General features: G+C 38.3%; 13 protein-coding genes and 1 pseudogene. All 14 read right to left on the bottom strand.

Going from position 1 to position 12256, the window contains the following annotated elements:
- Positions 1-78 precede the first annotated feature (78 nt).
- A complete protein-coding gene (locus tag HGD76_RS08470) occupies positions 79-777 on the bottom strand; it encodes an acylneuraminate cytidylyltransferase family protein (RefSeq protein WP_168695508.1) in 699 nt (232 codons plus the stop codon).
- 10 nt (positions 778-787) lie between these two features.
- Positions 788-2305 carry a hydroxymethylglutaryl-CoA lyase-like TIM-barrel protein gene (locus HGD76_RS08465; protein WP_210967744.1) on the bottom strand — a complete coding sequence of 506 codons (1518 nt, stop codon included), beginning with the start codon at positions 2303-2305 and terminating at the stop codon, positions 788-790.
- Positions 2306-2443: 138 nt separating this feature from the next.
- A complete protein-coding gene (locus HGD76_RS08460; RefSeq protein ID WP_233467119.1) occupies positions 2444-3547 on the bottom strand; it encodes an ABC transporter ATP-binding protein in 1104 nt (367 codons plus the stop codon).
- Positions 3548-3694: 147 nt separating this feature from the next.
- Positions 3695-4474, bottom strand: coding sequence for an ABC transporter permease (locus tag HGD76_RS08455; RefSeq protein ID WP_168697399.1), 780 nt, complete (start codon positions 4472-4474; stop codon positions 3695-3697).
- Positions 4475-4686: 212 nt separating this feature from the next.
- Positions 4687-5076 (bottom strand): annotated as a pseudogene (locus tag HGD76_RS08450) (ABC transporter ATP-binding protein); the annotation flags it as partial.
- A gap of 158 nt (positions 5077-5234) precedes the next feature.
- Positions 5235-5846: a retropepsin-like aspartic protease gene (locus tag HGD76_RS08445; RefSeq protein ID WP_028091101.1), complete on the bottom strand. Its 612-nt coding sequence runs from the start codon at positions 5844-5846 to the stop codon at positions 5235-5237.
- Positions 5847-6120: 274 nt separating this feature from the next.
- Complete coding sequence (locus HGD76_RS25265) at positions 6121-6210, bottom strand: DUF29 domain-containing protein (RefSeq protein WP_233467111.1); 90 nt, start codon at positions 6208-6210, stop codon at positions 6121-6123.
- A gap of 14 nt (positions 6211-6224) precedes the next feature.
- Positions 6225-6689, bottom strand: a complete 465-nt coding sequence (locus HGD76_RS08440; RefSeq protein ID WP_168695505.1) for a DUF29 domain-containing protein — start codon at positions 6687-6689, stop codon at positions 6225-6227.
- 43 nt (positions 6690-6732) lie between these two features.
- A complete protein-coding gene (locus HGD76_RS08435) occupies positions 6733-7572 on the bottom strand; it encodes a Uma2 family endonuclease (RefSeq protein ID WP_168695504.1) in 840 nt (279 codons plus the stop codon).
- Positions 7573-7810: 238 nt separating this feature from the next.
- Entirely contained in the window at positions 7811-8431 is a 621-nt protein-coding gene (locus HGD76_RS08425) for a hypothetical protein (protein WP_168695503.1), read from the bottom strand.
- 193 nt (positions 8432-8624) lie between these two features.
- Positions 8625-9080 (bottom strand): DUF29 domain-containing protein, encoded by a 456-nt coding sequence (locus tag HGD76_RS08420; protein ID WP_168695502.1) that lies wholly within the window; start codon positions 9078-9080, stop codon positions 8625-8627.
- Positions 9081-9183: 103 nt separating this feature from the next.
- On the bottom strand, positions 9184-10140 hold the full coding sequence (locus tag HGD76_RS08415; protein WP_148764152.1) for a GDP-mannose 4,6-dehydratase: 957 nt from the start codon (positions 10138-10140) through the stop codon (positions 9184-9186).
- A gap of 1 nt (position 10141) precedes the next feature.
- Complete coding sequence (locus HGD76_RS08410; protein WP_168695501.1) at positions 10142-10567, bottom strand: hypothetical protein; 426 nt, start codon at positions 10565-10567, stop codon at positions 10142-10144.
- 190 nt (positions 10568-10757) lie between these two features.
- Entirely contained in the window at positions 10758-12020 is a 1263-nt protein-coding gene (locus HGD76_RS08405; RefSeq protein ID WP_233467226.1) for a glycosyltransferase family 4 protein, read from the bottom strand.
- Between the last annotated feature and the right edge of the window lie 236 nt (positions 12021-12256).

Below are 12256 nucleotides of genomic sequence, written 5' to 3'. Positions count from 1 at the left end.
TCAACCACGGCATATCAGGCTTTTCTCAATAAGCATCTCTATTTTACGAGGTACCCTTGAGATTACACTAAATCCTATTTAAATTGAGTACGACTGACTGTATAAGATTTCAGCTATCAGAAAATCATCTTCCCAATCAATATCGATATTCTTGATTTTTTCCAACTCATAAAGCTTGGGATTTATACCTATTCGATTTTGAAACTTCTGATAATTTTTCTTACTAGAAATAAAAAAAGCATTGTTAATCTCATATATGGGATCAAGATCTTGAGTGTTTGGCCATAGTCCTTTAGTATCATCAGTATTCGCTATTTTCTTCTCTAGAGCATCCCACATAAAAAAGTGGTGTTTTGTAACACTCATGAGTGAATCATAGTCACAATCTAATGCATCATAATATTGGGATACTGCCTGAAAGTAGTCATTAGCATCTACAAAGGGTGAAGTTGCATGAACCCAAAATATATGCTCGGTTTGCATCACTTTCGGTACGTATCTAATTAAGTCTTGAACTAAAGTATTTGACTGACATAAATGCTCTGGTCTACGCTCTATGCGTATTTTATTTAAATAGTTTAATGTATTTGCGATTTCTATTGATTTTTCATCATTTGTTGATAGAACAATTTCTTTACAAAAATCACATTCTAAAAGTTGTTTTAACTTAATTTCAAGTAAACCGCCGCTAACATTTGAAAATGGGCGAGTATTTTTATTTTCAACTCTTTGAGACCCTTTTCTAACAGGAAGAAAAAAACTTATATCTTGTTTCATTAGATGATGATTAGACAATCAATGAGTAAATAGAACCTTGGGATATCTGATATCGACTAGGCGTTACAGCTGTAATAGGTACCGATTTAGATACTCGTACGTAACGCCCAAGTAACACATCCATTTCATGATTACGAGGATCATCAGCACTATAACCATCAAAGCCAGCCAGGAGAATCTGTGAAGCTTTACCACTGGTAGCTATCGCCAAAGCATAAGCAATTACCATTGATGTCGGCAACACACAATAATTCTCCGCAAACTCAAACGTGTCAGGCTGTACCGCTAAACCAAAATCCAGTAGCTTCTTGCCTGCCAATTCAGCAAGAATATCTTCAGGTAACATTGAAACTGGCGTTACCAAGGGCTGAGGTAATCTGATATGCTCTGCACAGTCTGCCAATAACCGTACTGGATGACAAGCCACTCGCAGATCAATCAACTTCGGCTCTAGATGGGTTTGAGTATTGAGGGCAATGACAATCGGTTGATAACGATGGATGTAATCTGCTAATGCGCGTTGATGCTTTTTAACACCAGGTCCAGTACCCAAAATCAGAACTTCACGCCCAGCAATTAAACTGGCTGGTGACCAACTTCCCATTGGCTCACCGACATAAAAGTGTCGTGCAGATTCCAGCGTATTCAAGCTAAACTTCTTGCCACCAGAATTTTTTAGGTGATCAATAACAGCTAATAAATCTTCCTCGCCATAACGACTATCCGTCAGCATGGATTGAATATACGTTGGGTGGATGCCATACTTACCAGCCAAATAGTAATAAGTATTAGTTCCCCAACCATAGTAATGTTGCATCGGACCAAAATATCGGCGAATGGCCGTCATCAAAGGCGTAATATTGCAGGGGCGATCTGACCGCAGGGTTTCCAACTCCACCGCGAGATACTCCGTCTTCACATTTCCTGCTCCTCGCCCCATACCCGTCACCGTGCCATCAATCCAGGTAACGCCATCTGCCACCGCCTGAAGCGAATTGGCTAATGCCCGCCCCATGTTATCGTGAGTATGAATACCTAATTCTCTATGCCAGCCTTGACGCAAAGCTCTAATAATTTCTGTAGTTTGCCCAGGATTCATACTGCCCATACTATCGGCGAAATACAGTACATCCAGAGGGTATCGGCTGGCCAGATGGGCTAACTGCTCTATTTCCTCTAAAGAGCGATCGGCAATCTGCATGAGATTAATGCCAACTTGATAACCTTGCTCCTTGAGCCAGCGACAACCCACTAAAGTCGCTTCAAATTCATAAAAATGGCAAGGTATTCGTACCAACAGTACAGGAGAATCAACCGCAGGAGCAAACAATTTGGCTAGTGCTTGCTCCACACCATCTGGATGATTAACAATCTCACTGGCATTCACCATCACCCCGATTTTTAGTCCATCAGGGATAGACAATCCCCGAATGAAACTATCAGTGGTGTAAGCGCATCCGCCCCGAAAACCATCTTGGGCAAATCCTCGAAAACCCAACTCCACAAAGTCAACAGATATTGCGTTCATCGCCAGAAGATAGTCTTCGATTAAAGCTTGATCAAAATCCCAAGCATTGTAATATCCGCCATCTCGCAGAGTACAATCTAGTAACTTAATCATAGTTAAATAGTATAGTTGTTATTTATTGCTATTAGTCTGATGAAATTAGGTCAGCCAATGTCCTAATTGTAATTGGCAATTAGCATTTGCCCCAGGATAGGCATCCACTATTTTTATTTTTTGCTGTTTATAAGACCAAACGACAAGCGCACCCTGCCTATCAATGATATTGAAACTAATCCGATAAACTCCATTTTTTAAGGGGATAGAGCTAAGAGAAACATCCCAATGGGAAATTCCAGATAGAGGTGGAATTTTATGGTCACGCGCAAAAAAGTTACAATCAGCGGCAAAAGCCCCAGAAACATCATAAAAAATTATACGCAAGACAAAATCTTCTAAGAAATCAGAACTTTCAATAGAAAATTGAATATTTAGAGGAGAGCCAGAAGACAAAACATCATGGGATAGTTGAGCTTGAAAATAAGTCAACGGATCACTTACTGATAGAAAAGACTCATCCTGCTCTTCCCCATCATCATTGAGCCGATCATAAACCGCTATTCCTTGTTCTAAGCTTCCTGAAAAAGCAACTTCCCCTAAAGACATCACTAGTACCTTGTCACAAATTCGCGCTACTTGCTCCATGCTATGTGAAACAAAAATAACCGCCGCATTTTTACGTACATTGGCAATTCTTCGGTAACACTTATTGCGGAATGCCGCATCACCAACCGCTAATACCTCATCTAAAATTAGCACATCGGGGGAAAGAGCCGTCGCCACAGCAAAACCCAATCGTACCTGCATACCTGAACTATAGCCTTGTACTGGCGAATCAATAAAACCTTCAATCCCAGCAAATTCAATAATTTCTTCAATTTTTCCATCAATCTCTGTTTTGCTAAGTCCCAAAACAGAGCCATTGACATAAATGTTTTCCCGACCAGTCAAAATTGGGTTAAACCCTGTTCCTAGGGCAATCAACGCCCCCACTCGCCCCTGCATTTCAATGAAACCGCGATCCGGCTTAATCAAGCCATTCAACATTCTCAAAAGCGTACTCTTTCCTGCACCATTACGACCAACTAACCCCAAACACTCCCCACGACGTAACTCAAAACTTACATCTTTCACTGACCAAAACTCATCGGGTCTAAGTTCATGGTCATACTTGATTCCCATCATCTCTGAGCCAATATCCTGCACCCCATACCACAGAGACTTCTTGAGACTACGGCAAAACTTCTTTGATACATTTTCAACCCTGACTAAAACTTCCCCGTCATTTGTGTGATGGTGTAAATTCTGCTCTTCTGTGTTTAACATAATACATTAATTTAAAATTAAGAAATTCTAAGAACTCATTCTTTCAACAATAAACGGCATTGACAACCGATACAAAATCCAAGCCACAAATAACAACACAAAACTCAAACCACTCACTAGCCAAAATCCAGTGGGATTGGATACCACTCCACTTATCGCCAAATCCCTGGCTGTAACCAACAATGGTGTAACGGGATTCCAACTCACTACCACACTAAACCACCCTTGCTTAGGAACGGGAAAAATCACAGGAGTTAACAACATCCAAGGCGTAACAATTAACGGTATCACCCTGCCCACATCCCCATACAAAGTCCCCAAAGGGGCAAGAAGTAAGCCAATTGCTGTTCCTAAGATGATCAAATGAATCAAAGCTACAGGCGCTAGCAACACACTCCAGGTAACGGGAATCTTAAACCACAGGAATAACCCGACAATAAAAATTAACTTAATACCAAAATTAAAAAACACTTCGCCTAATTTAGCCAAAATAATCGCTTCCTTGGGGAAGTTAATTTTTGCCAGCATTGACCTAGCCCCACCCACAGCCGCCAAAGGACCATTCAAAGCCTCCACAAAGGTCTGCCATAGTGACATACTAAACATCACATAAGCCGGATAGGGAATATCCGTCATACCAATATTTACAGCCCCAGCATTTTTGGCAACTACCAGCCCCAAGGCTGTGATAATTGGTGGGAAAAACGCCCACAACACACCCAACAAAGACTGACGATATTGGGCGCTAATATCTCGCACTAATAACCGCCATGCTAATTCCCTAGAAGCCAGTAAATCCCTTACCATCTCCTGTAATAGTTGCTTTGGGTGACGAATCCGGCTTTCGGGGGTGTAAATAACTTTATTAGACAATGCACTTGGTTTCTTCACCTTAAAATCTTCCAATTATATTTATTTCTTTAATCGCCTAATTACTGACAATATTAGATGCCTTGTAGACAAAGTTCCAGATTTTGGTCAGATTTTTTCTGTACTTTGGCCTTCTGATCAATATCTCAATTGAGAAATATATTCTCTCTCCCTGTCAACTCTGGATGAAACCCTGTTCCCACCTCCAATAAACTGGCAACCCTGCCCTTAATTTTAATACTCCCTTTTGTCGGTTCTGTAATGCGGCTTAAAATCTTCAATAGCGTTGATTTTCCCGCCCCATTGCGGCCAATAATCCCAACTCTATCACCTTGTTTAATCTCAAAAGATACATCCTTTAAAGCCCAAAATTCCTCAAAAGCCGGATTTTCATTCTTAGCTTGCGGATTTAGTAAACTACCAATAGATTTAACCTTATTAGTAATCACATCTCGCAGTGCTGTATAACGTTCCTGCTGTTGATGGCCAATAATATATTTTTTGCCAAGGTTTTCAACGCGAATAACTGCATCTGACATAAGTATTAATTTATCAATTTGAAAATTATTGATTTGACGGCTTATATATCTCAAGATTAGGCTAAATTTAGCATTTAATTATAGAAGTAGCCAAATTACCCACCCATAGTATATTATTAGCTCACTTATAACACACTTATTTTATAAGTTGCCAGTAGTTATCCCCTATATTTGAATAGGATTTTCTCCTCAGCTTGTTTAAATTCAATATCAAATAAATCAAACACAACTTCCCTACCCAATAAAACTTCTTGGCAATCCTCATTTTGTAACCAGGCAACAGGAGCAGAAAAGGTATAATTATCAATCTGCATTTCAACTTGTCGGAGTACATATTGTACACTCCCCCCTACTCCTTCTCCATTACTCAGAACTTCTCCTTGAGAGAGGGCATATCCTAAGTCTGTGCCTAAATAAAATGTAATTAGGCTAATATCCGAACCAGAATCTACAAGCATTTCCAGGATTTTAGAATTTTGAAAAGTTAGACAGACTTCGTATTTTGGCTGCCAATCATGTTTTTTGACTGTTCTAAAACGCACTGGGAAAAACTTCACTGGCTCAACAAATTCGTTCTCGTAGATACGCTCAGTGATGTAGTCAGAAGATTTTAAGTTCTGAAGGTCAATTTGCTGTGTCATGATTCTATAATCTTGGTGATGAGCTATTACACCATCCTTAGTGTAAATAATCCATTCTCCACGATATTGTTTTAGTTTTCGGTAATTTGCTTTACGCCATTCTTTGGCACTATTGTATTTTTCGTTCATATTTAGCTCAGGGCAAGCGCATCTTATTTTTAGAATGCTTACTGGACAAAGGTTTTGACGATTGTTAATTTTTGTAACTAAAGGTTGAAACCCTTGCTGGGCATGGATTACAGAATTTAGGTGCGTTTGCCCTGATATTTAGCTGAGTTTATAAACATCATACAGCACTTTCCGGTGTTATGAGGTACATATCCAGCGGGCAAGATGCCCGCACTACAATAGTTTCATGGTTCAAGTTTGTACCTCATTAGAGCGAAATCTGCTGTAATAACTATTATGATGGAAACCATTCAGGATTGAGAATTTCTCTTAAAGAATAAGGACAAGTTTCATGGAAAGATAATGGTGGATTTATCTGATACATGATTGATTAGCTCACTACATAGCTTTTTCAAAATCATCTGTAGTGTTACACAAGAATTCAGGATTTAATATTTCTTGTATATCATAAGGACAAATTTCTGAAAACGTACTTAATACTAAACCTGTTTCTGCTGATGCTTCTCTTCTCGCATTTCGATAAGCTTTGGGTAAAATATCAGGAATATATTGTTTTAAACTTGGTTTTTCATTGAGTAAATCTTGTAAATCATCTCTTTGGTTGGCAATGGTGGTAAACCAACTAATAGAACGTTTAGAAGATTGGTATTGCCATTTTAGCAAATGAGTTAATAAAATTATTAACCGATTTTTTAACTCATTTTTTTCACTAATGCCCATACTATCTAACTCTTCTGCCAAATTTTCCCAATCCAAAGCTGTTATATCTCGGCTAGCTAAGGCTAATTTTTGTTGAGTTAACCAATCCATGAAATCTGTTTCGTAGAGAGGTGATTTAGACATAAAATTAGTAATGATTACCTTTGTACCGGACAATTTTTCAACCCTATTGATCATTAGGTAAGCTGATACCTTGTTCCCATAACAATTGTCGTAATTTAGCTACTTCTAATTCAGCAGAGTCTGCCCGTTGTTTTTCCTGTTCTGCCCGCTGCTTTTCCTGTTCTGCCCGTTGTTTTTCCTGTTCTGCCCGCTGTTTTTCTCGCTCTTCTGGTGTAGGCAACCAGTTATTATCTTTATCATACCAACGTAACCACTGTCTAGTTAGTCCTTGATATTCTCCCTCCCATAATCCTAAACCCAATTCAGCTTCTTCTAGCCATACCCCTAATCCATTAATAGAGAGCGGTTGATAACGGTTCATTACCAAACCAAAACAGTTAAATTCATCAGTATAACGGTTATAGGCAAAATAATAGGGGATTCTGAGAATTTGCTCATATACTGTCCATTTATTGGGTGGTTGATTAACTTCCCGTAAATTTCTATTTCTCCCTAAGTCTTCGTTTTCTGTTCCTGGAGATATTAGTTCTATTACCACAAAGGGATATGTTCCTTCATACCAAGTAACATAACTTAATCTTAGTTCTGTTTGTTCATAAAAACGGGATACCCCCAAAACTGCAAACCAATCAGGGCGTTTGTACCATTGTGTATGCTTGCTGTCATAGTATAAATTTAAGTCACTACCTGTAAATACATTATCTTCTGCATAAGAAGGCGGACGAAAAGTTCTACGCAATAATTCTGGTTGTAAAAGATGAAATTCGTCTGGCAACCCTGGCTCCTCTGGATCTTCGCTAGGTAAATCATACATCGTTGGCAGTGTTTGTTGAGGAGGTAATGGCTCATAGCTGGGTTTGCTATATACATCGCTTTGATACATCGTTAATTATCTCCTGTATTTAATCGCTGTTGCCAAGATTCAACTATCTGCTTAATTGTCTCTTATAAGGAAATTGTAATATCCCTGTGAGGATAATGTTCACGCATTTTTGTTAAATCGGAATAATAGCAAATATGATCACCAATGCGGTTTTCTGATACGTAGGTATAAAGCATCGCATTACCAGTAGTCTTCTGTTTTTAAATAGCAGTTAGGTTAATCTAATTCCTTTCAAAAACTAGATTTGCTTCCGATTGAACTCTGACTTAATTAGACTCACAAATACACTAATAATTTTTTCTGGTTGATTTATATAATACTCATCTAAATCAACTACCACTAGATTACCAGTTAATTGCAAAAACACCCATTGATTGCCATTGGTAACACAACCATAAATATTTTCAACATTATTTCCCTCCGATTGATTTAATTGAGCAGCAGCAATCATTTCGGCAATACATTGAGCAAATCCTTGTTTAAGATTATCATTTTTCGCCTCCACCAAAGCAATCACAGGAGATGTCACATATAACTGTTGAGATGATAGACCGATTAAGAACTCGCAAAATCCATTTAAACCTTGCTCAATATTAACATTAAAATCAATTCCTGAGAATAAACTAATTTTATTATCTAATAATCTTCTTACTTCAATTAAAACAGGGGCAATAATCATTTCTGATTTGGCTTTCTCTGTACTAATTGCTTGAGCTAAGGGAATATTATTTTGTAAGTATTTGATAAAAAAAGCATCAACTGTTAACTGGTCGAAAGCAGTGAAAACATTTGTTCTTTCTTCAATATTAATGCCAAATATTTTAGTGATTCTCTCTAGAGTAAAGTCACTATAAGCCATTTCTTATAACCTTAATTTTGCTTAATGTTTTGGCTAAGTTTATAAACATAATAAATCAGGGCAAGCGCATCTTATTTTTAGAATGCTTACTGGACAAAGGTTTTGACGATTGTTAATTTTTGTAACTAAAGGTTGAAACCCTTGCTGGGCATGGATTACAGAATTTAGGTGCGTTTGCCCTGCATAATAAATATTATGATGGCAACCATTCAGGATTGAGAATTTCTGTTAAAGAATAAGGACAAGTTTCCGGGAATATTGTTGGAGATAGTTCAGATTTACGAATTGTATTATTTCTAGCTTTGGTGTAAATTTTATCTATGATTTTTTCAGAATGATTATAAAGAACTTTAGACTCTAATAATAAATCTAATTCAGATCTAAAATTATCAATTTCTTCAATCCATCCTTTGGCACAATAGAATCTCTCTGCTTCCCAATATTGATAAAGAAGTAAATGCTTAATAAGTTTTCTCAAGTAACTTTCTACTTTACGCTTTTGTTCGTTTCCCAATGCAGTGATTTCCTCAATCAAATGTTCCCAGTCAATATTTTCTAAATCCCGATTTTGCAGTTGGGTAAGGGTAATATCCAACCACTCCGGATAATCTTGTTCATAAATTTCGCCATTTGCTTGTGTAGGTGGCATTTTACTTACTCAATTACAGTTTAAATATTGATATTTGATTTTAATCTCAGCGATGTTTCACCTAACTATTTTAGCAAAAGTTCCCGACTGGATCAGATTTTTTTCATGATTCTAATCTCGCGTCTACCATCATTTTCACCACATCCTGCATTTTATATCTAGCTTCCCATCCTAACTGGTTCTTAGCCTTACTCGGATTACCTCTACCCACAGCCAAATCTGTAGGTCTGAACAGGCTACTATCAACTACTACATGATCATGCCAATCTAAGTTTAAAGATAGAAATGCTGCCGCGACAAAATCTTCCAGGGAAGTGCTTTCTCCCGTTGCAATTACATAATCATCTGGCTGTGATTGTTGCAACATTAAATACATGGCTTCCACATATTCCTGCGCCCAACCCCAGTCCCGCTGAATTGACATATTACCTAAATATAATTTTTCCTTACTACCTTGGGCAATCCGACAGGCAGTAGCAATAATTTTTTGAGTGACAAATCTTTCTGGACGCAGGGGAGATTCATGATTAAATAAAATGCCAGAACAGGCAAATAATCCGTAAGCTTCTCGGTAGTTAGCTACTTCCCAAAAAGCCGCAGCTTTAGCCACAGCATAAGGACTTCTGGGACGGAATGGAGTATTTTCTGCTGCTGCTACATTGCCAGTATCACCAAAACATTCACTCGAACCTGCATTATAAAGTTTAATGGTCGCGCCTAAAAACCGAATGGCTTCTAATAAATTTAGTGTGCCTGTAGCTATACTTTCTAATGTTTCTACAGGTTGTCCAAAAGATAAACCGACGGAAGTTTGTCCGGCCAAATTATAGACTTCATCTGGTTGGATTTTTGTCAGTACCTGTAAGACGCTACGGAAGTCAGTCAAGGACATTGACTCCAGCTTTACTTGGTCTTTAATTCCTAAGTGGACTAAATTCTGGAAAGGGGAGATTTGGGCATCTCTGGAAGTTCCACAGACTGTATAGCCTTGTTTTAGCAGTAATTCTGCTAAATATGCGCCGTCTTGTCCAGATACTCCACAAATGAGAGCTTTTTTCATGTCAATTCATTACCCAGAAGTCTTTAACACTGTTACCTCCAAGCATCCGAGATTGCCTATAGGTAAATTCTCCCACAGAAGGATTACGATGGGGATGAATTACACCTGTTGCTTGTTGCCAAAGTTCGGCTGGGGCAAGAGATATCTCATACTTAGATCCATGCTTATGCACATGATACCATTTTGTTTCTTGGCACTCTTCGCACCAAAAAGCCTCTAACCACTCACCAGTTAAAGAAACTGTAGTTTTATTGGCGACTAAAATCATCGCTTCTCGACGAGGAATACCCCGCTCTTGTAGTTGTCCGGCTTGTTCGGCAAATAGTCCGTGTTTTTGGCTAACACTATCTATATAGCAGCTATGTATGGGACAATGGATAGCCCTGCGTTGGGAACGTTTCCGATTTCGCTCACACCTTTTCTGCACTTTGGCCTCCTGATCACTAACTAAACAATAGATCGTAAGAAGGTTGCATGGGAGGGACTGAGATCAAAAAGACCATCAAAGCCCAACTCCTGATTCAACATCGTCTGAGGTATTAAATTTTGTTAACTGAGTTGTCTTAAATTTACTGAATTTGTTCACACACTGACGTTGATAACGCTGGAGTGACATTTCAAATTATAGCTTGTTCTAACACATTGATGTATTGTTTAGCGATGATTTCTGGCGTAAAGTTTGACTGCAAATATTCGCGGGAGGCATTACCCATTTTTTCTGCAAGTTGGCGATCGCTCTTTAAGTTGAGAATAAACTTAGATAGACTATCACTGTCTCCATTGTCAATGCTAATACCAAACTCACCATCTGCTATTAGCTGTCGCAAGTAGGAATCTTTTGGACAAATAGCTGCTATGGGTCTTCCCGCAGCTAAAGCTGGATAGAGTTTGCTAGGAGCAACTAAACTTTCTAAACCTGCTTCTACACTGACTAAGGATAAATCGCAAGCTGTCAAGGAATAGGGTAGCACACTTTTGTCTTGATAGGGGAGAAAGAGAAAGTTTTTTAATCCTAAACGAGTCACATCTTGAATAAAGCTTTCACGTTTGGGTCCACCACCAATACAAACGAATTGAATCGGTTCATCTTGTAATTTTTGAGCAGTTGCCAAAATTGTATCCGTATCATGACACCGACCCATATTACCAGAATAAAGAATTGTAAATTTGGTGTCCAAATTATGTTGTTTGGCAAACCAGTTTTTTTCTTTGGCAATGGGGACAATTAACTCAGAATCGCCCCAACTGTGAATCACAGACACCTTATCAGCTACCTCTGGACAGATTGCTATTACCCTCTCCTTCATAGCAGGACTCAGAACAATAATCCCTTTAGATTTTTGCCAAATCTGGCGGTTGACTGCCCACCAAAACTTAGCTAACCAGTGCTTTTTGGAAACTACGCCTAAAGCGATCGCAATATCCGGATATAGATCATAAATTAAGCATATATAGGGAAATTTTAATAACAAATGAGCGAAATATCCGGCTATTGATAAAAAAGGAGGTGCTGAAGTTAATAGAAATACATCATTTTTGCGAGCATTCTTGATAATATGGAGAAAAGTCCGCAATGTAAACAAAACACCATTCACAGCCTTCCCCCGAATCCTCTTAGACCAAAGCTGAGTAGATCGGGATCTTTGGACGCGAATGTTGCCTAATTGCTCTAAGGCTGGGGCTTTAGCCGTAGTAAAAGCGTACCCTGGTTGTCCAGTGAATACTCTAATTATGATTCCTTGTTTCTCAAGCTGTTTCACTAGTTCTTCAATCAACTGTCCGGTTGCAGCATAGTCTGGAAAAAACTCGGTGATTACAGACAAAGTAGTTAGTTTACGATATAAAGTATCACTAGGTTCAGAAAGCAGAACAGCTTCCATTGAATGCAAAGGAGATATTAGAGAACTCTTATGATTTGACATTGTTTTATTTGTAAGAGTAGATATCTGAACACTATTTAACTCTGTATGAGTTTTTGTTAAATATTGATTTTCGTTGATGATTTGAATTTTTCTGCCTTTCATTTAGTGCCATTCTTGATTATAAGTCCATTAAAAGAATTTAGAATTAAACAAACCAAACTACTAATTAATAATGACTCTCTGGGACAAAATTT

This window comes from Dolichospermum flos-aquae CCAP 1403/13F (assembly GCF_012516395.1).
In the GTDB taxonomy this organism is placed as follows: domain Bacteria; phylum Cyanobacteriota; class Cyanobacteriia; order Cyanobacteriales; family Nostocaceae; genus Dolichospermum; species Dolichospermum lemmermannii.
Note: the sequence above shows the minus strand (reverse complement) of the source record. Positions and strands in the feature narration are given on the sequence as shown.

Excerpts from the sequence above, each read along its gene's own strand:
- HGD76_RS08470 (WP_168695508.1), bottom strand. The coding sequence starts at position 777 with ATGAAACAAGATATAAGTTTTTTTCTTCCTGTTAGAAAAGGGTCTCAA.
- HGD76_RS08465 (WP_210967744.1), bottom strand. The coding sequence starts at position 2,305 with ATGAACGCAATATCTGTTGACTTTGTGGAGTTGGGTTTTCGAGGATTT.
- HGD76_RS08455 (WP_168697399.1), bottom strand. The coding sequence starts at position 4,474 with ATGGTAAGGGATTTACTGGCTTCTAGGGAATTAGCATGGCGGTTATTA.
- HGD76_RS08445 (WP_028091101.1), bottom strand. The coding sequence starts at position 5,846 with ATGAACGAAAAATACAATAGTGCCAAAGAATGGCGTAAAGCAAATTAC.
- HGD76_RS25265 (WP_233467111.1), bottom strand. The coding sequence starts at position 6,210 with ATGTATCAGATAAATCCACCATTATCTTTCCATGAAACTTGTCCTTAT.
- HGD76_RS08440 (WP_168695505.1), bottom strand. The coding sequence starts at position 6,689 with ATGTCTAAATCACCTCTCTACGAAACAGATTTCATGGATTGGTTAACT.
- HGD76_RS08435 (WP_168695504.1), bottom strand. The coding sequence starts at position 7,572 with ATGTATCAAAGCGATGTATATAGCAAACCCAGCTATGAGCCATTACCT.
- HGD76_RS08425 (WP_168695503.1), bottom strand. The coding sequence starts at position 8,431 with ATGGCTTATAGTGACTTTACTCTAGAGAGAATCACTAAAATATTTGGC.
- HGD76_RS08420 (WP_168695502.1), bottom strand. The coding sequence starts at position 9,080 with ATGCCACCTACACAAGCAAATGGCGAAATTTATGAACAAGATTATCCG.
- HGD76_RS08415 (WP_148764152.1), bottom strand. The coding sequence starts at position 10,140 with ATGAAAAAAGCTCTCATTTGTGGAGTATCTGGACAAGACGGCGCATAT.
- HGD76_RS08405 (WP_233467226.1), bottom strand. The coding sequence starts at position 12,020 with ATGGAAGCTGTTCTGCTTTCTGAACCTAGTGATACTTTATATCGTAAA.